The organism is Streptomyces sp. NPDC031474 (assembly GCF_055581185.1).
Map to the genome: position 1 here is coordinate 42,029 of NZ_JBVIJX010000012.1, position 18,592 is coordinate 60,620.

Sequence of the window (18,592 nt, forward strand, 5' to 3'; positions counted from 1 at the left end):
CCATGACGTCCGGGACAAGCCCCGCCACGGCGTACGATGACAGGCCGTACACGAGGGGTGGGACCGTGGACCGTACTGATGTCGGCGCGCTCGTCCAGTCCGCCGTCGACGGTGACACGGCGGCCTGGAAAGCGCTGGTGGACGGGTTGAGCCCGTTGGTCTGGTCGGTCGTGCGCGCACACCGGCTCTCCGACGCCGACGGCCACGAGGTGTACCAGACCGTCTGGTTCCGCTTCGCCCAGCATCTCGGCCGGATCCGCGAGCCGCACAAGGCGGGTTCCTGGCTCGCCAGCACCGCGCGCAACGAGTGCCTGAAGGTGATCAAGGGCCTGAGGCGGCTGACGCCGACCGACGATCCTCAGCTGCTCGACCGGGCCAGCGAGGACCTCACACCGGAGCAGTCGGTCCTGGACTCGGAGGAGGCGGCCGCGCAGAGCGAGCGCGTCCGCTTCCTGTGGCAGGAGTTCGAGGCGCTCGGCGAGCGCTGCAGGCAACTGCTGGGGGTGCTGATCGCCTCACCGCCGCCCAGCTATCAGGAGGTGTCGGCCGCGCTCGGCATCGCCGTCGGCAGCATCGGACCGATGCGCCAGCGATGTCTGCGCCGGCTGCGCGCCCGACTCGACGCACGGGGAGCACGGTGAGCGACATGAACGGCATGGGCGACATGAACGGCATGGGCGACATGAACGGCATGAACGACGACGAGCGGGACGACATCTTCGGCGAAGTCCCCTTCGTCGACGAGGAGTTCGACCACGACCGCCTGGAGGAGGAACTCCGCCGGGCCGCCGCAGTCCTGGACCCGGTCCCGGCCGAACTGCGCCGGGCCGCCATCGAGGCCTACGCGCTGCACGATCTGGACGCGCGGATCGCCGAGCTGACGTTCGACTCGCTGGTCGACGCCATCCCGGTGCGGGGAGCGGAGGACGTGCCGCGGATGCTGACCTTCCACACGGGTGGGCTGACGGTCGACGTCGAAGTGAGCGGCGAGGGGCTCATGGGCCAGCTGATGCCGCCCCAGCCCGCCTCGATCGAGGTCCTGCACGGTCCCCGGGCGGGCGCCGCCCTCACCGCCGACGACATGGGCCGCTTCGCCTGCGCCGCACCGCCCACCGGGCCGTTCGCCCTGCGGCTGCGGACCGGCGGGGAGGTGGTCGTCACGGAGTGGCTGCGCGCCTGAGGCCCGACACCGCGCCCCCGCGGCGCGGATTCCGGCCGCCTGTCGCGCGCAAGTGCTCCAGCCGGACGTCAGCCGGTGACGGAGGCCGGTCCGTGACGGACGTCAGCCGGTGACGGCGGTCACGAGGGACGCCAGCGCCGAGGCGAGCCGGGTGAGTCCCGGATTGGCCGGACCGCCCGGCTCGGTCATGTACGTGTCCCGGCGGATCTCCACCATCAGCGCGCTCACCCGGGGGTCCTTCCCGTAGTACTCCAGGGGTACGTACGCCCCGGAGAACGGGCTGTCCAGCCCGGTCTCCCCGACCGCCGCCCCGAACGCCTCCTGGGCGGCGGCGAGCAGGTCGGCCGGGGTGTGGAAGGCGTCGGTGCCCAGACACACCGGCGGCCGCGGTCCCTCGCCGTGCAGCTCGTAGGGCAGCGGCTCGCCGGGGTAGGAGTGCACATCGACGACGACGGCCCGCCCGACGGCCGCCAGCCGCTCGGCGACGGCATCGGTCATCGCCTGTGCGTACGGCCGGAAGTAGCGGGCGATCAGCCGCTCGGCGTCGGCGTCGGCGTCGGTGTCCGTGGGCCGCAGCACCTCGCGGTGCGTGGTCCGCGTGTACACGGCGCCCATGCCGACGGCCCGCATCTCCTCCCGTTCGTCCGGGAACCGCTCCGGGTCGACGACCAGTCGCGACAGGCAGTTGACGAACCGCCAGGGCGTGACGGCCGCCAGCCGGGCCGCCTCCTGGGCGAGCTCAGCGGTGTGCGAGTCGGTGATGTGGTTCAGCTCCTGCTCCAGTGCCGCGTCGTCCAGCACGATGCCCGCGCGTACCTCGGCCGGTATCTCTCGCGCCGAGTGCGGCACATGCAGGATCACCGGGGAGGCGGCGGCGCCGGGCAGGAACACGAAGGAGGGGGCGGCGGGGGGCATGAGGCTGCTCCGGGGGCTGTGGGCCGAAAGGCCGGGAACGCGCCTCCGCCCCGGCCGGGTGGTGCCGGGCGGGGCGGAGGTGTGGTGCGGGGTGACCGGTCAGTTCAGGGTCGCCAGGGCCTCGGTCCAGGTGGGCGACGGGCGCATGACCTTCGCCGCCTTGGCCGGGTCGGGCTGGTAGTAGCCGCCGATGTCGACCGGCTTGCCCTGGACGGCGAGCAGTTCGTCGACGATCTTCTGCTCGTTCGCCGCGAGGGTCTCGGCGAGCGGGGCGAAGGCCTTCGCCAGGTCCGCGTCGTCGGTCTGCGTCGCCAGCTCCTGCGCCCAGTACAGCGACAGGTAGAAGTGGCTGCCGCGGTTGTCGATGCCGCCGACGCGACGGGTCGGGGACTTGTCCTCGTTGAGGAAGGTCGCCGTGGCGCGGTCGAGGGTGTCGGCGAGGACCTGGGCGCGGGCGTTGCCGGTGAACGTCGCGTACTGCTCCAGGGAGGGGACCAGGGCGAAGAACTCGCCGAGGGAGTCCCAGCGCAGGTAGTTCTCCTTGACCAGCTGCTGGACGTGCTTCGGCGCGGAGCCGCCGGCGCCCGTCTCGAACAGGCCGCCGCCCGCCATCAGCGGGACGACCGACAGCATCTTGGCGCTGGTGCCCAGCTCCAGGATCGGGAACAGGTCGGTCAGGTAGTCACGCAGGACGTTGCCCGTGACGGAGATGGTGTTCTCGCCGCGGCGGATGCGCTCCACCGACAGCTTGGTCGCCTCGACCGGGGCGAGGACACGGATGTCCAGGCCCTCGGTGTCGTGCTCCGGCAGGTAGGCGTTGACCTTGGCGATCAGGTTGGCGTCGTGCGCGCGGGTCTCGTCCAGCCAGAACACGGCCGGGTCGCCGGTGGCGCGGGCGCGGGTGACGGCGAGCTTGACCCAGTCGCGGATCGGCGCGTCCTTGGTCTGGCAGGCGCGGAAGATGTCGCCCTCGGCGACCGCCTGCTCGATGACCACGTTGCCGGCCTGGTCGACCAGGCGGACCGTGCCGGCCGCCTTGATCTCGAAGGTCTTGTCGTGGGAGCCGTACTCCTCGGCCTTCTGCGCCATCAGACCGACGTTCGGGACCGAGCCCATGGTGGACGGGTCGTAGGCGCCGTGGGCGCGGCAGTCCTCGATCACGGCCTGGTAGACGCCGGAGTAGGAGGAGTCGGGCAGGACCGCGAGGGTGTCGGCCTCCTGGCCGTCCGGACCCCACATGTGGCCGGAGGTGCGGATCATGGCCGGCATCGAGGCGTCGACGATGACGTCGGACGGCACATGCAGGTTGGTGATGCCCTTGTCGGAGTCGACCATCGCCAGGGCCGGGCCCTCGGCGAGCTCGGCGTCGAAGGAGGCCTTGATCTCCTCACCGAGGTGGGGAAGGCTCTGAAGGCCCTTGAAGATGCCGCCCAGACCGTCGTTCGGCGACAGACCGGCGCCGGCGAGGACCTCGCCGTACTTCGCGAACGTCTTCGGGAAGAACGCGCGGACCACGTGACCGAAGATGATCGGGTCGGAGACCTTCATCATGGTGGCCTTGAGGTGCACCGAGAACAGGACGTCCTCGGCCTTGGCGCGGGCGATCTGCGCGGTGAGGAACTCACGCAGCTCGGCCACGTGCAGCACGGAGGCGTCGACGACCTCGTCCTTCAGGACGGGTACGGACTCGCGCAGGACGGTCGTGGAACCGTCCGCGGCGACCAGCTCGATCCTGAGCGAGCCGGCCTCGGAGATCACCGCGGACTTCTCGGTGGAGCGGAAGTCGTGCTCGCCCATGGTGGCGACGTCGGTCTTCGACTCCGACGACCAGGCGCCCATGCGGTGCGGGTGGGTCTTGGCGTAGTTCTTGACCGACGCGGGGGCGCGGCGGTCGGAGTTGCCCTCGCGCAGGACCGGGTTCACGGCGGAGCCCTTGATCTTGTCGTAGCGGGCCTGGATGTCCCGCTCCTCGTCGGTCTTCGGGTCGTCCGGGTAGTTCGGCAGCGCGTAGCCCTGCGCCTGCAGCTCGGCGACCGCCGCCTTGAGCTGCGGGATCGACGCCGACACGTTCGGCAGCTTGATGATGTTGGCCTCGGGCGTCTTGGCCAGCTCGCCCAGCTCGTGCAGGGCGTCCGGGATGCGCTGGTCCTCGGTCAGGTACTCCGGGAACACGGCGATGATGCGCCCGGCCAGCGAGATGTCCCGCGTCTCCACGGAGACACCGGCCTGCGAGGCGTACGCCTGGACCACCGGCAGGAAGGAATACGTCGCCAGGGCCGGGGCCTCGTCAGTGTGCGTATAGATGATGGTCGAGTCAGTCACCGGGTGCTCCGCTCCACGTCTGCAACATTGCTCGACATCAAGATATCTCGTGCCGGGGTCCGGCTCGACAGGGGTCTCCCCACGGCCTGGATGTCCGGGTGTCGTCCCGGTGCAACCGAATCGTCTGTTTTCGAGGTCATGGCAAGGAGAGAGCGTCGAACCTCACCCGGCGGCCGGACGGACCACCCGGCCGCCCGACCGAAAGCGGACCATGAGATATCGCAGCAGAGTGACGGCTCCGGCGGCCGTCCTGATCGGCACGACAGCCGCGCTGACCGGGGGAAACACGGCGTACGCGGGCGCGCAGGACGCGGGCGCGCAGGACGCGGGCGCGCAGGACACGGGCGCGAAGACCGGGGCCGGCCCGGCGCCCGAGACCCTCGGCGACCCCGTCTTCCCGGCCCTCGGCAACGACGGCTACCGCGTCACCGCCTACCACCTCGACTTCTCCTACGACCCCACGACCACCCTCGTCGACGCCACGGCGACCCTGGAGCTGCGCACCGCCCAGGCCCTCAGCCGCTTCTCGCTCGACTCCCTCGGCCTGGACATACACACGGTCCGCGTCGACGGCCGCACGGCCGCCTTCGAGCAGGTGGACGAGAAGCTGCGGATCACTCCCGCCCGGCCCCTGCACGCCCGGGCCCGGGTCAGCGTGTGCGTGACGTACACGGTGGACCCGCGCCGTACGCTCCCGCACACCGCGTGGGTTCCCACCCCGGACGGGTTCGCCGTCTGCCCGCAGCCGGACTCGGCGCACACCGTCTTCCCCTGCAACGACCATCCGTCGGACAAGGCGGACCTCACCTGCCGGATCACCGTCCCGGCCGCGCTGCGCGCCGTCGCGAGCGGCACGCTCGTGTGCACCGAGCGCCTGGCCGGCGACCGCACCGCGTACACCTACCGCTCGCGCTCGCCGATCGCCACCGAACTGGTGCAGATCACGGTCGGCGACTACGTCGTCAAGGAGCGCCGGGGACCGCACGGACTTCCCCTGCGGGACGTCGTCCCGACCGCGCGGGCCGAGGCGCTGGAGCCCGCGCTCGCCCTCACCCCGGGCCTGGTCGAGTGGATCGAGGCGCGGCTCGGCGCCTACCCCTTCGAGACGTACGGCCTGTTGCCCTGCAACTCCGACGACCCGAACGCCTTCGACTTCACCGGTCTGGAGACCCAGACCCTCACCCTGTACAAGCCGAACTTCCTGCTCCAGGCGGAGCCGAAGATCGGCTCGCACATGATGCACGAGCTGGTCCACTCCTGGTTCGGCAACAGCGTCAGCCCCGCCACCTGGGCCGACCTGTGGCTCAACGAGGGCCACGCCGACTTCTACGGACTGCTCTACCGCTACGAGCGCGGCTGGACCGACTCACTCGGCTACAGCACGTTCGAGGACCGGATGAAGTACACATACGGCCTCGGCGACCAGTGGCGGCACGACTCGGGCCCGGTCGCCGCCCCCAACGCCGTCAACCTCTTCGACAGCCAGCGCTACACGGGCGGCGTCCTGGTGCTGTACGCGCTGCGTCAGGTCGTCGGCGAGGACGTCTTCCACGCGATCGAGCGCTGCTTCCTGGACCGGTACCGCAACTCCTCGGCGACGACGGAGGACTACATCGCCGTCGCCTCGAAGGTGTACGGACAGGACCTGTCCGGGTTCCTGCGGGACTGGCTGTACGGCACGAGGACGCCACGCATGCCCGGCCACCCGGACTGGACCGTGACGCCCGCGAAAACCTCCCTGGCCGCCCCGCACAGTCGCAGGGGCGGGCACTGGCACGAGAACTCCGCGACCCTCTGAGGCGACGGCCGCCGTCAGTCGTGCAGGGCGGACACCTCGCCCTGCACGAGGTCGTCGGGCGTGCGCTGCTGCGGGATGACCACCGCGCCCTGCTGCAACGCCACCGTCCGGGCCGGCGCCGGGATCCGGATGCCCTCCTCGCGGTAGCGGCGGTGCAGCCGCTTGATGAACTCGTGCTTGATCCGGTACTGGTCGCTGAACTCGCCGACGCCCAGGATCACCGTGAAGCCGATCCGCGAGTCGCCGAAGGTGTGGAAGCGGATGGCGGGTTCGTGGTGCGGAAGAGCGCCCTCCACCCCCGTCATGACCTGCTCGATGACCTCCGTGGTCACGCGTTCCACATGCTCCAGATCGCTGTCGTAGGCCACGCCGACCTGCACCAGGATCGTCAACTCCTGCTCGGGACGCATGTAGTTGGTCATGTTCGTCTTGGCGAGCTGCCCGTTGGGGATGACGACGAGGTTGTTGGAGAGCGCGCGCACGGTCGTCTGCCGCCAGTTGATGTCCTCGACGTAGCCCTCCTCGCCGCTGCTCAGCTTGATGTAGTCGCCGGGCTGCACGGTCTTGGAGGCGAGGATGTGGATGCCCGCGAAGAGGTTCGCGAGGGTGTCCTGGAGGGCGAGCGCGACGGCGAGACCGCCGACGCCCAGGGCGGTCAGCAGCGGCGCGATCGAGATGCCCAGCGTCTGCAGCACCACCAGGAAGCCGATCGCGAGGACCAGGATCCGGGTGATGTTCACGAAGATCGTGGCCGACCCGGCGACACCGGAACGCGAGGACGTCACCGACTGCACCAGCCCGGCGACGACCCGCGCCGCCGACACCGTCACCACGAAGATCAGCAGCACCGTCAGACACTGGTTGACGGTGTGCTGGACGGCCTTCGTCAGCGGCAGCACCGCGCCCGCGGCCGCCGCACCGCCGGCGATCGCCGCCCACGGCACCACGGTGCGCAGCGCGTCCACGACGACGTCGTCGCCGCTCCACTTGGTGCGCTTGGCGTGCTTCGCCAGCCAGCGCAGCAGCGTGCGCGACAGGAAGGCCGCCAACAGACCCGTGGCCAGGGCGATTCCGGCGATGACGCCGTCGTCCAGAGTCACTGTGCGGTTCACCGGTCACCTCCGGGAAGTCGATCCGCGGCACACGGGGCCGCCGACGGCCGGATGCGAAGTCTCGTCACGATGTCACCTGCTCGGTTCCGGGAAGTGCGGTCGCGCCCCTCCGCAGAGAAGACGCAACCGCTCATCCTGCCGTATCCGACACGGGAGTTCGTACCCGAGGAACCGGCCGCGGCGGAGGGATCCCGCAGCTCAGGGGGCCCCACCGGTCCAGTTTCCGCGAACCCGGCCGAAAACGGTCCCCGCGTACGGACGCGAGAGCACCCGGGACGGCGTACGCGGGCGTGAGCTTCCGCGTCGGGTCAGATCACCTTCATCCGCACCAGCGCACCGAGCGTCAACGCCCCCGGCAGCAGCGGCAGCCACACCGTGATGATCCGGTAGCCGAGGACCACGGCCGTGGCGAGAGCCACCGGGCCGCCCGCCGCCACCAGGGCCACGACCAGCGCCGCCTCCACCGAGCCGATCCCGCCCGGCGTCGGCACCAGCGCGACCGCCACCGTCGCCGCCAGATACGCGACCGCCATGTGCGCCACCGGCACCGGCAGCCCCAACGCCTGACCCACCGCGGCGAGGCCGGCCGCCTGGAGCACCGGGAACGCCAGGGAGCCGCCCCACAGGGCCAGCGCCCGGGCCGGCCGGGAGTGCACCGAGCGCGCCTCGCCGAGCGCGGTGCGCAGGAACGAGCACACCGCCGACCGCAGCCGCCGTACAAAGGCGAGTACGGCCGCCGTCACGAGCGCCACCACCGCGAGCGCGCCCAGCAACGGGCCGAGCGCCCCGTCGGGCAGCAGGGAACCGAGCCGCAGCGCGTCGGGGAAGACGAGCAACAGGACGGTCAGCAGACCCACCCTCGCCACGCCCTCCGCCAGCAGATACAGCGCGAGGGCCGCCGAGGAGCGGGCCAGCGGCACCCCGCACACCGTCATGAACCGCAGGTTGACCGCGCCCGCGCCGAGGCCCGTCGGCAGCAGGTGGTTGGCCGCGCCCGCCGCGAACTGCGTGGCCAGCAGCCGCCGCCCGGGCAGCCGCTCCACGACCGCGCCCTGCCGGGTGAAGGCCGCCGCGACCCACGTCAGACACGTCGCCCCGACCGCGGCCAGCAGCCAGGGCCACTCGGCTCTGCGCAACTGCGCGAAACCCTCGGCGAGGACGGACCGGTGCCGCACCGCGACCACGGTGACCAGCAGGAGCGGAAACAGACACAGGACCTGGCGCACCGGCACACGCCGGGCCGGCCTGCCTGGGGGAACGGGAACCGCTGTCACACTGGGAGAGGTTCTCCGCACGGCGCCAACGGCGGGTTGCGGAAGCGGGGACGGAACATTGCGTACGGTCATCGGGTCCGTCCTCTGATCCTTTGTCCATATGGGGAGAACGTTGACCTCAAGGTTGCTTGAGGTTCTACGGTCAGTCCTATGAGCATGGAAACCACGGCGTGGATGCAGCTGCACAGCGTCATGAACGCCCAGCAGGAGCGCCGCCCCTTCGACCGTGCGGCGCTGCGCCGCATCGGCGAGTTCGCCCGCCCGCACCGCCGCCGCATCGCGCTGTTCGTCGTGCTGGGGGTGATGACCGCACTGCTCGCCGTGGCCACCCCCGTCCTCGCCGGGTGGGTCGTCGACGCGATCGTGTCGCACGGCGACGCCGACAGGGTCGTCCGGCTTGCCCTGCTCATCGCGGGCATCGCGGTGCTGGAGGCGGCGCTCGGCATCCTGGGCAGGAGGCTCTCGTCGACGCTCGGGGAGGGGCTCATCCTCGATCTGCGCACGGCCGTGTTCGATCATGTGCAGCGGATGCCGGTCGCGTTCTTCACACGTACCCGTACGGGAGCGCTCGTCTCCCGACTCAACAACGACGTGATCGGCGCCCAGCGGGCCTTCAGCAACACGCTCTCCGGAGTGGTCTCCAACCTGGTCACCCTGGTCCTCACCCTCGCCGTCATGCTCACCCTGTCCTGGCAGGTCACACTGCTCGCGCTCGCCCTGCTGCCGGTGTTCGTGATCCCGGCGCGCCGCATGGGCAGCCGGATGGCCGGCATGCAGCGGGAGGCGGCCGCGCTCAACGCGGCGATGGGCACCCGGATGACCGAGCGCTTCTCGGCGCCCGGCGCCACCCTGATCAAGCTGTTCGGCCGCCCGGAGCAGGAGTCGGCGGAGTTCGCGGCGCGGGCCGCCCGGGTCCGGGACATCGGCGTCCGCACGGCCACCGCGCAGTCGGTCTTCATCACCGCCCTGACCCTCGTCTCGGCCCTGGCCCTCGCCCTCGTCTACGGACTCGGCGGCCACCTCGCCCTGAAGGGCACCCTCGAACCGGGTGACGTCGTCGCCCTCGCCCTGCTCCTGACCCGCCTCTACGCCCCGCTCACCTCCCTCGCCGGAGCCCGCGTGGAGGTGATGAGCGCGCTGGTCAGCTTCGAGCGGGTCTTCGAGGTGCTCGACCTGAAGCCGCTCATCGAGGACAAACCAGACGCCCGCGAGGTCCCCGATGGCCCCGTCTCCGTGGAGTTCGACGACGTCCGCTTCGGCTACCCGTCCGCCGACAAGGTCTCCCTCGCCTCCCTGGAGGAGGTCGCCGCCCTCGACACCCGCGACGGCGCCGAGGTCCTGCACGGCGTCTCCTTCCGCGCCGACCCCGGGCAGACCGTCGCCCTCGTCGGCTCCTCCGGCGCCGGCAAGTCCACCATCGCGCAGCTCCTGCCGCGCCTCTACGACGTCGACGCCGGCGCCGTCCGCATCGGCGGGATCGACGTCCGCGACGTGAGCGCGGGCTCCCTGCGGGCCACCCTCGGCATGGTCACCCAGGACGGCCACCTCTTCCACGACACCGTCCGCGCGAACCTCCTGCTCGCCCGTCCCACGGCCACCGAGGACGACCTCTGGGACGCCCTGCGCCGCTCCCGCCTCGACGACCTCGTCCGCTCCCTGCCCGACGGCCTCGACACCGTCGTCGGCGAACGCGGCTACCGACTCTCCGGCGGCGAACGCCAGCGCATGACCATCGCCCGGCTGCTGTTGGCCCGTCAGCGCGTCGTCATCCTCGACGAGGCCACCGCCCACCTCGACAACACCTCCGAGGCGGCCGTCCAGGAGGCCCTCGCCGAGGCGCTCGCGGACCGCACCGCGGTCGTCATCGCCCACCGCCTGTCCACGGTGCGCGCCGCCGACCTGATCCTCGTCGTCGAGTCCGGCCGGATCGTGGAACGCGGCACGCACGAGGAACTGCTGACGGCGGGCGGACGGTACGCGGAGCTGTACCGCACGCAGTTCCAGGAGCCGGGGATCACGGAGGCCGCCGCGCTGTGAAGACCACCACGCCCTGACAGTTCTTGATCTTGCTCTGCAAAGGACCGTTTGTGAGAGCCGGGCAGGCCCTAAGCAGGCAGGCCGTGGGCGAAGGCGGTGATGGCGTCGGCGAGGGCGTGGGGGCCGGCGAGGAAGGCGTCGTGGGCTTCACCGGGGATCTCGACGAGTCGGGCGTCGGGCAGGGCCTGGTGCAGGCGGCGGGAGACGTCGGTCAGCCAGCGGGGGCTGAGTTCGCCGATCACGAGGAGCGTCGGGATGTCGAGGGCCGCGAAGCGGGCGAGGTCGTCGCCGAAGCTGTCCATCGCGCGCATCTCGCGGGCCCAGGTCGGGGTCATGGACGCGCGGATGGCCCAGAAGGGGGTCCGGCGGAACTCCTCGATGGCTTCCTCGGGAAACTTCAGGAAGTTCCGCAGCCCGAGGGTGAGGGCCTGATCGAGGTCGCCGGCCTGGACGGCCTCCTCGAAGGGGGCGAGGGCGTCGCCGCCGACGGGGCCGGCCAGCGGGATCGGGGGCTCGTAGAGGATGAACGCCGCCGGGGGCCGGTGCAGGGCGTGGGCGAGGGTGACCAGTCCGCCGTAGGAGTGGCCGAGCAGGATCGCGTCGGGCCCGGCGAGGTCGAGGACGGCGGCGATGTCGTCGGCCTCCCGCTGGATGGTGTGCTCGCCGGTGTCGCCGCTGGCGCCCCGGCCGCGGCGGTCGATCGCGTAGGTGGCGAAGCGCGAGGCCAGCAGATCGGCGAGCACCTGCCAGTCCTGGGCGGCGTTGAGGGCGCCCGGGGAGACGACCAGGGGGCGACCCTGGCCGGTGATCGTGACGGCGATCTTTGTGCCGTCGGTGGAGGTGACGTGGGCCTGGCGGGGAGCATGGGCCGTCATGGTTCTTCTTCCTTGGGTCGTGCTCTCGGAGAGGGGTGCGGCGCGGGCGCCCATCCACCGTGACATCGAATCGATGTGCACATCGTTTCGATGTGAGATCCTGGGGTCATGCTGGAACTCGCGATCCTTGGTTTCCTCGCCGAAGGCCCCGTGCCCGGTCACGAGCTGCGCCGCCGCATCACGCACCTGACCGGCTACAGCCGCCCGGTCAGCGACGGCACCCTCTACCCGGCGATCAACCGGCTGACGAAGGCCGGGCTGATCGAACGGCGCCCTGCACGCGAGGCGGGCGGCGGCCGGTACGTGCTGAACCTGACCGCGGCAGGACGCGAGGACATGCTGCGGCGGCTGCGGGAACCGGCCGAGCACGAGATCACCGACTTCTCCCGCTGGTTCACGCTCCTGGCGTTCCTCTCGCTGCTGCCCGACAGCGCCGAGCAGCACGCCGTGCTGCGCCGCCGCCTGGATTTCCTGGAGGCCCCCGCCAGCTTCTTCTACGACGGCGACACGCCGCTGCGCGCCGAGCAGGTCAGTGATCCCTACCGGCGCGGCATGCTGCTCACCGCCCGCGCCATCAGCCGCGCCGAGCGCGCCTGGCTCCACGAGGTCCTGGACGGCGACGACATCCGAGGGGCGGACAAGCAGCCCGGCCCCCAGCCCCACACCCGTGATCGGAAGGACTGAACATGCTTGCGTCCTGGTACGACCGGCAGGGCCCGGCCGCCGAGGTGCTCCAGCTCGGTGAGCTGCCCGACCCCGTCCCCGGCCCCGGTGAGGTCCGTGTCCGTGTCACCGTCTCCGGCGCCAACCCCGGCGACACCAAGAAGCGGCGCGGCTGGACCGGCTCGGCCATGCCCTGTCCGCGGGTGATCCCGCACAGCGACGCCGCCGGCATCGTCGACTCCGTGGGCGACGGCGTCGACGCGCGCCGCGTCGGGCAGCGCGTGTGGGTGTACGGCGCCCAGTCCTACCGTCCCTTCGGCACCGCCGCCCAGTACACCGTCGTCCCCGGCGACCTCGCCGTCCCGCTGCCCGACCACCTGCCCGACGACCTCGGCGCGAGCCTGGGCATCCCCGGCATCACCGCGCACCGCACCGTCTTCGCCGACGGCCCCGTCGACGGCAGACTCGTGCTGGTCAACGGCGTCCTCGGCGGGGTCGGCTCACTGGCCGCCCAGCTCGCCCGCTGGGGCGGGGCCACGGTCATCGGCACCGTCCGACGCGGCGCCGACCTGGACCGGATCGATCCCGCGGTCGTCTCCCACGCCGTCGCCCTCGACTCGGGAGACCCGGCGGCCGCGATCCGCGCCCACGCACCCGACGGCGTGGACCGGATCATCGAGGTCGCCCTGTCCGACAACGCCGACCTGGATGACGCCGTCGCCGCCAACGGCGCCGTCATCGCCGCGTACGCCACCCGCGACGACCGCACCGAGATCCCGTTCTGGACGTTGCTGTTCAACAACGTCACCCTGCGCCTGCTCGGCAGCGACGACTTCCCCGACCAGGCCAGACGCCAGGCCGCCCGCGACCTCACCGCCGCGGCCGCCGTCGGCGCCCTCACCGTCGACGTCGGCGACCGTTTCCCGCTCGCCGGCATCGCCGAGGCCCACGACCGCATCGACGCCGGCGGCCGAGGGCGCATCCTGATCGACATCCCCCAGTAGAGAAACTCTGGCGGGAGCTCCTCATCCCCACAGTTGAGCATGAGGGTGCGGCGGGCGGGGTGGAAGTCGGCGCGGGCCGCGTTTCGCTGAGCCCGGCACGCATCCGGGTCAGGCGGTGGGCGCGGGGCCCCGTCAGCCCTCCATGGCATCGCGTACGAGTGCGGTGTCCACGAACTGTTCGAAGCGGACGATCCTGCCGCCGCGGACGACGAAGTGGTGGGCGACGCGGACGGCGAGTCGTTTCCCGGTCGCCTTGTTGACGGCGGTGTAGCGGGCGAGGACGACGACGTTCTCGCCGTCGACGACGTAGCTGTCGTCGTGGGCGGTCCAGCCGTCCCAGTCCTGGGCGAGTTTCGCCATCACATGGGAGGTGACGCCCTCGGGGGTGCGGTAGGTGCCCGCCAGGGGGAAGCCCGCCATCTCGGTCCACTCGACGTCGGGGGCGAGGGTGGCGCGCAGGGCCTCCAGGTCGCCCGCCGCCGAGGCGAGGTACTGCCGGCGGACGACGTCGGCGGGAGCGTCGGAGGTCACGAAGCCGGTGCTCGGTGCGGTCATGTCCGTCAACCCCAGGTCATCTCGCCCTTGGCGACCTTCGCCCCGATCTGTGCGGCGATCAGCATGCCGTTGTCGGGGTAGCGCCGCACGAGGGCGTCGGTGAGCGCGGCGCCGTCGGAGGCCTTGCCGAGCTCCTCCTCGAAGGCGGTCAGGTAGTCACGCGTGGCCGTGATGGCGGAGGCGTCGGCCGCGGTGTCGGGCAGCCGGTGACCGGGGACGACCAGCTGCGGGTCGAGCGCGGCCATCTCGTCCAACAGGTCGATCCAGGCCGCGCGCTGCTCGGGCCTGGCGGTGTCGGCGACCCAGACGTGCTCCTGCTGGAACAGCAGGACGCCGCCGAGGAGGGCGCGGTGCTCGGCCTGCCACAGGTAGTGGCGGTCGGGCAGCTCCGCGCCGCCGCCCTTGAGCGCGAAGCGGTGGCCTTCGAGGGTGAGGTCGTCGGTCAGCGGCTCGATGGCGACCAGGCGGGTGGGCAGGTTCGCGCCGAGCGCCTCCCAGGCCTTGAGCTTGCCCTCGTAGGAGTGCTGGATGTGCTCGATGACGTGGTCGGTGGCGACGAACCTGGTGTCGGGGAAGGCGTCGGCGATCACCTCGGCGCCGAAGTAGAAGTCGGGGTCGCCGTGGCTGATGAAGACGGTGGTGAGCTTCTTGCCGGAGTCGAGCACCTCGGCGGCCAGCCGGTGGCCGTCGGCCCGGGTGAAGCCGGCGTCGACGAGCAGGGCCTCGGTCTCACCGGTGACGAGGGTGGCGGTCTTGTTCTTGACGCCGACGGGGAAGTCGAGGTCGAGGACCTTGAAGGAGAGCGTGCTCATGGAAGTTCCTTCGGTGCGGGGTGACGGGGGATCAGGACGTGGGGGCGATGCCGAGCGGAGCGAGGCGGCGGTCCACCTCGTCGGCGGTCGCGTGGCCACGGGCCAGGGGAACGGTGTGCGAGCCGTCGGCGGCGAGCAGCGTGGGGAAGCCGGTGACGCCCAGCGCGGCGCTGCGGCGGAAGTCGGCCTCGGCCGCGCCCTGCGCCTCGGGCGAGTCGAGCGCGGCGAGGACGGCGTCGACGGCGCCGGCGTCCAGTCCCGCGGTCTCGGCGATCCGCCGGTAGGCGGCGGGATCGGACAGGCTGTGGCCGTCGATGTAGAAGGCGTTCTGCAGCGCCACGGCCAGCTCCACCGCGCGGTCGGGGGCGGCCTGACGCAGGGCGGCGACGCCGCGGGCGGCGGCCTCGGAGTCCATCACGAACGAGCCCTCGGCCGCGAGCCGCCGGTAGGCCTCTCCGAACCGGGCGCCGGTCAGTCGGGCGATTTCGTCGTTGGCCTTCTCGATGTGGCCGAACCTGCGCATCGGCACCCGGCGTTCACCGGTGAAGAGCCCGCCGGAGACCACGTCCACCGGGAGCCCGGGGTGGCGGGAGACGACCTCGCGCAACGTGCCGGAGAAGCCGTGCGACCAGCCGCAGTAGGCGTCGAAAACGTAGACCAGCTTCATCGAGGACCTCGACAAGGAAGTGACGCCCACCCGGTGCGGACGATTCACCTGACAGAACAGTAGCTGACTCGTCAGGTATTTCCATAGGCCTGTGGGCTGCGCCACACACGGCTGATGTCAGTAGAACAGCGCCGGCGCCTCGGCGCAGGTCAGGGAAGGCGGGGCAGGACGTCCCGGGCGGAGTGGCTGAGGATGCGCAGATCCTGGGTGAACCGGTCGAGGTCCTCGGCGGGGAGGGGAGCGACGAAGTACCGCTCGATGTTCTCCAGGTGCACCTGGGACGCGCGTACGGCCGTCTCCTCGCCCAGCGGCGTGAGCCGCACCAGCTTCGCGCGCCGGTCGTCGGGGGAGTCCGCGCGCGCCACGAGCCCGGCCGCCTCCATGCGGTCCACCAGCCGGGTCGCGCCGCCTGTGGTCAGCACCTGTTCCTGGGCGATGGCCCGCATCGACAGACCCGGCGCCCCCGCCCGCCCGAGGATCAGCAACACCTCGAACATCAGGTGACTGACCCCGCACTCCTCCTCGAGCGCCCGCCCCAGGATGTACTCCAGGCGGTTGGCCGCCCCCTGCAGCCGCCCGAACGCCAGGATCAGCTCGTGGTCCGCGGCCTCCTTCGCCGTCCTGATCCCCGCCTGCTCGCTCACGACCTCGCCGCCCCTCTCGCCGTCCCGGGTATCACCGTACCGATCATGCGCGAGGGAGGCAGGGCCGCCCGCCGGACCGGGCGGCCCCCGCACCGGGCGGTCAGGCGTTCGTGCCGGTCACCGCGGTTCCGGCCCTGGTGACGTGGTACGTCACCGTGGCGCCGCTCCAGAAGTGGAACGTGAGCGTGATCCGCGAGCCGTCCCTGACGGCGTTGAAGAACTCGGGGGTCAGCTTGATCGCGTCTGCGGTGTACGCCGAGAAAGAGGTGTCGTACTGCTGGAAGGGGGTCCAGTCGGCCGGGCCCGCGTTGCTTCCGTGGTCGTACCCGGCTTCCATCGTCGCCAGGGAGTCCCCGCGGAACTGGGTGGGAACGCTGAAGGCGCTGGTGGTTCCGGCGGTGTCCGACAGGACCGGGGTGTCGTACGTGATCACGTCGATCCGCCAGGGGACGCCCCGGGAGAACAGGGCCTCCAGCGTGGCGTCGACCCCGTACGCCCGGTCGCCCGCCAGCCGGGTGAGGGCGGCGGCCGTCAGGGTGAGCCGGTCGCCGGTGACCGTGTAGTCGGCGCCTCGGACCAGTTCGCGGCCCGCGTGCCGAAGTCCCTGGAAGTCGGTTCCGTTGGAGTCGAGGGTGAGGGTCCGGTCGGTGATGGCGCTCGACTTCGGCAGGAACACCTGGTCGCTGGAGGCGTCGTAGGTGTTGCCCATGTTCCAGCCGGGCTGCATGGCGGCCACCGCGCTGCGCGCCGCGGGAGAACCGGCCGACGCGGACGTGGACGTGGACGCGGCCGCCGACGACGGCGTACCGGCGTGGGCGGCGACCGGCGCCAGGGGGAGCAGGACGATCGCCAGAGCGAGGGCCGCCAGCTGCCGTAGGGGCCGCGCGGTTCCGCGCCGCCGGGCCAGGAGTCTTGCGAGTCTCGTCATCACGCGCGCCTTTCACGGTGGGGGACGGCGAAGGGCTCGCGGGAGATACCGAGTTGACGCCGGAGCATCCGACAAGGAGGCGGTCGTTGTCCGGCCGTCGGTCAGTCGGCTCGCAACTCGAACCAGTCGAAGGCCGCGCTGCCCTGCGTGGCGTACATGCCGAAGACCCGGCCGGTGAAGCCGCCGGCGACCTCGGTGGTGAGGTAGCGGCCGTCGAGTTCGGCGAGGACCTCGAACGCCCCGCCGTCCGTCTCATAGCCCAGGCGGAGGGTGTCGGGGCCGCCGACCCTGAGGCCGGGCGGGGGCGCCGCGTCGGGCCCCGTGTCCCGGGTGGTGACCGTGGGCGGCAGGATGTCGGAGGTCGTGACGTCGATCCGCAGGGTCACCGGGCCGGACGGTACGGCTCGTTCGGCGACGGCGTGGCGCAGCGGGCCGATCCTGGCGATCGCGCGGATCACTCCGCCGCCCGCCTCCACTTCGTAGTGGTGTGCCTCGTCCAGCCGGACCGCGAGCCCGCCGCGACCGCCTTCCTGGACGTCGACCAGCGTGCGCGCGGTGCAGTCGGGGTGGCGCTGACGTCGTCCGACGAAGAGCGCGCCGGGCGTGTCCAGGCTGTCCGCGCGGGCGTGCAGCACCAAGTGGCCCGGCCGCTCGTCGAGTCGGGCGGCCTGCGGGTCGTGCCGTCGCAGCGACACCCAGCACGGGGCGAGCGCGGGGGAGTCGAAGTCGTCCCGGTCCGGCTCCTGCGGCCAGGGGTGCGGGGGCAGCGCCGGGGCCTGCGCCCGCAGCTCCAGGGGGCCGGGCAGCGGCCACTCGTCCTCCCACCGCACCGGTGCCAGAAACGTCTCCCGGCCCATGCCGTGGTACATCGGGGTGTCGCCGCGGGGCCTGGTGCCCAGCAGCACCATCCACCACGTGCCGTCATGCGCCTGCACCAGGTCGCCGTGGCCGGTGTTCTGCACCGGATGGCCGGTACTGCGGTGGGACAGCACGGGGTTGGCCGGGTGCGGTTCGAACGGGCCGGGCAGGGTGCGGGCCCTGGCCACCGAGAGGGCGTGCCCGCGCTCGGTGCCGCCCTCCGACAGCAGCAGGTACCACCAGTCGCCGATCCGGTACAGGTGCGGGCCCTCGGGATACTGCAGCCCGCTGCCCGACCACATCGCCGTCGGCTCGCCCAGCAGCTCTCCGGACTTCGGATCGATGCGGACCCCGCGGATCCCGCCCGCGGAGAACACGCACCAGCAGGTGCCGTCCTCCTCCCAGGCCAGGTCGGGGTCGATGCCCGGCACGCCGATCGGCACCGGATCCGACCAGGGTCCGGCGGGGTCCTCGGCGGTCACCAGGACGTTGCCCGCCCCGGCGACCACGGTGGTGATCAGCCAGAACCGGCCGTCGTGGTAGCGCAGCGTGGGCGCGTACACCCCCGTGGAGGAGGGGGCCGTGTCGGGCAGCTCCAGCTGCGAGGGCCGGTCCAGCGCGTGCCCGATCAGCCGCCAGTGCACCAGGTCACGGCTGTGCCAGAGCGGCACACCCGGTACGTACTCGAAGCTGGACGTCGCCACGTAGTAGTCGTCGCCGGCCCGGCAGACGCTCGGGTCCGGGCTGAAGCCGGGGATCACGGGATTGTCGAAGAACGCCATGTCCGTCCAGAGGGGTGCGGGTGTGCGGGTGTGCGGGTGTGCGGTCGAGGAAGGCTCGCCGTGAGAGTCGATATGTTGAAGCGCTTCGAAAGTCGCACGTGCGGTTGTGCCCTGTCAACGGGTGCGTGGGCAACGTTGCCTATCGCCGAAACTGTGCTGGAGAGCG

General features: G+C 71.7%; 17 protein-coding genes. 6 read left to right on the top strand and 11 right to left on the bottom strand.

Annotated elements, in window-relative coordinates; genetic code table 11:
- Positions 1–2: 2 nt before the first annotated feature.
- Positions 3–641, top strand: a complete 639-nt coding sequence (locus ACZ5SK_RS25630; protein WP_173877641.1) for an RNA polymerase sigma factor — start codon at positions 3–5, stop codon at positions 639–641.
- Between the two features lie 50 nt (positions 642–691).
- Positions 692–1,180, top strand: a complete 489-nt coding sequence (locus ACZ5SK_RS25635; RefSeq protein WP_334581072.1) for a hypothetical protein — start codon at positions 692–694, stop codon at positions 1,178–1,180.
- A gap of 102 nt (positions 1,181–1,282) precedes the next feature.
- Here the strand turns inward: ACZ5SK_RS25635 and ACZ5SK_RS25640 are convergent, their stop codons facing one another.
- Entirely contained in the window at positions 1,283–2,095 is an 813-nt protein-coding gene (locus ACZ5SK_RS25640) for an N-formylglutamate amidohydrolase (protein ID WP_361703110.1), read from the bottom strand.
- 99 nt (positions 2,096–2,194) lie between these two features.
- On the bottom strand, positions 2,195–4,417 hold the full coding sequence (locus ACZ5SK_RS25645) for an NADP-dependent isocitrate dehydrogenase (RefSeq protein ID WP_334574994.1): 2,223 nt from the start codon (positions 4,415–4,417) through the stop codon (positions 2,195–2,197).
- Between the two features lie 229 nt (positions 4,418–4,646).
- Between ACZ5SK_RS25645 and ACZ5SK_RS25650 the strand changes: the two genes are divergently transcribed.
- Positions 4,647–6,215, top strand: coding sequence for a M1 family metallopeptidase (locus ACZ5SK_RS25650; RefSeq protein WP_443041192.1), 1,569 nt, complete (start codon positions 4,647–4,649; stop codon positions 6,213–6,215).
- A 14-nt stretch (positions 6,216–6,229) separates the two neighbouring features.
- Here ACZ5SK_RS25650 and ACZ5SK_RS25655 read toward each other — a convergent pair whose 3' ends face one another.
- Together ACZ5SK_RS25655 and ACZ5SK_RS25660 are read right to left on the bottom strand one after the other, a co-directional pair.
- On the bottom strand, positions 6,230–7,327 hold the full coding sequence (locus tag ACZ5SK_RS25655) for a mechanosensitive ion channel family protein (protein WP_334574991.1): 1,098 nt from the start codon (positions 7,325–7,327) through the stop codon (positions 6,230–6,232).
- A gap of 308 nt (positions 7,328–7,635) precedes the next feature.
- A complete protein-coding gene (locus ACZ5SK_RS25660; RefSeq protein WP_334574990.1) occupies positions 7,636–8,601 on the bottom strand; it encodes a lysylphosphatidylglycerol synthase transmembrane domain-containing protein in 966 nt (321 codons plus the stop codon).
- Between the two features lie 156 nt (positions 8,602–8,757).
- On the opposite strand from ACZ5SK_RS25660, the gene ACZ5SK_RS25665 reads away from it, so the two are divergent.
- Positions 8,758–10,638 carry an ABC transporter ATP-binding protein gene (locus tag ACZ5SK_RS25665; protein WP_334581070.1) on the top strand — a complete coding sequence of 627 codons (1,881 nt, stop codon included), beginning with the start codon at positions 8,758–8,760 and terminating at the stop codon, positions 10,636–10,638.
- Between the two features lie 68 nt (positions 10,639–10,706).
- Here ACZ5SK_RS25665 and ACZ5SK_RS25670 read toward each other — a convergent pair whose 3' ends face one another.
- Positions 10,707–11,513 (bottom strand): alpha/beta fold hydrolase, encoded by an 807-nt coding sequence (locus ACZ5SK_RS25670; RefSeq protein ID WP_468417368.1) that lies wholly within the window; start codon positions 11,511–11,513, stop codon positions 10,707–10,709.
- Between the two features lie 108 nt (positions 11,514–11,621).
- Between ACZ5SK_RS25670 and ACZ5SK_RS25675 the strand changes: the two genes are divergently transcribed.
- Positions 11,622–12,197: a PadR family transcriptional regulator gene (locus tag ACZ5SK_RS25675; RefSeq protein ID WP_468417366.1), complete on the top strand. Its 576-nt coding sequence runs from the start codon at positions 11,622–11,624 to the stop codon at positions 12,195–12,197.
- Between the two features lie 2 nt (positions 12,198–12,199).
- Positions 12,200–13,180: an NADPH:quinone reductase gene (locus tag ACZ5SK_RS25680; RefSeq protein ID WP_334574986.1), complete on the top strand. Its 981-nt coding sequence runs from the start codon at positions 12,200–12,202 to the stop codon at positions 13,178–13,180.
- Positions 13,181–13,312: 132 nt separating this feature from the next.
- Here ACZ5SK_RS25680 and ACZ5SK_RS25685 read toward each other — a convergent pair whose 3' ends face one another.
- From ACZ5SK_RS25685 to ACZ5SK_RS25710, 6 genes are all read right to left on the bottom strand, one after another.
- Entirely contained in the window at positions 13,313–13,735 is a 423-nt protein-coding gene (locus ACZ5SK_RS25685; protein ID WP_334574985.1) for a nuclear transport factor 2 family protein, read from the bottom strand.
- Between the two features lie 5 nt (positions 13,736–13,740).
- Positions 13,741–14,547: an MBL fold metallo-hydrolase gene (locus ACZ5SK_RS25690; RefSeq protein ID WP_334574984.1), complete on the bottom strand. Its 807-nt coding sequence runs from the start codon at positions 14,545–14,547 to the stop codon at positions 13,741–13,743.
- A 31-nt stretch (positions 14,548–14,578) separates the two neighbouring features.
- A complete protein-coding gene (locus tag ACZ5SK_RS25695; protein ID WP_334574982.1) occupies positions 14,579–15,214 on the bottom strand; it encodes a DsbA family protein in 636 nt (211 codons plus the stop codon).
- Positions 15,215–15,363: 149 nt separating this feature from the next.
- A complete protein-coding gene (locus tag ACZ5SK_RS25700; RefSeq protein WP_334574981.1) occupies positions 15,364–15,858 on the bottom strand; it encodes a MarR family winged helix-turn-helix transcriptional regulator in 495 nt (164 codons plus the stop codon).
- A 100-nt stretch (positions 15,859–15,958) separates the two neighbouring features.
- A complete protein-coding gene (locus ACZ5SK_RS25705; RefSeq protein ID WP_334574980.1) occupies positions 15,959–16,786 on the bottom strand; it encodes a X2-like carbohydrate binding domain-containing protein in 828 nt (275 codons plus the stop codon).
- A 101-nt stretch (positions 16,787–16,887) separates the two neighbouring features.
- Positions 16,888–18,426, bottom strand: a complete 1,539-nt coding sequence (locus tag ACZ5SK_RS25710) for a glycoside hydrolase family 43 protein (RefSeq protein ID WP_468417363.1) — start codon at positions 18,424–18,426, stop codon at positions 16,888–16,890.
- Positions 18,427–18,592: the final 166 nt, after the last annotated feature.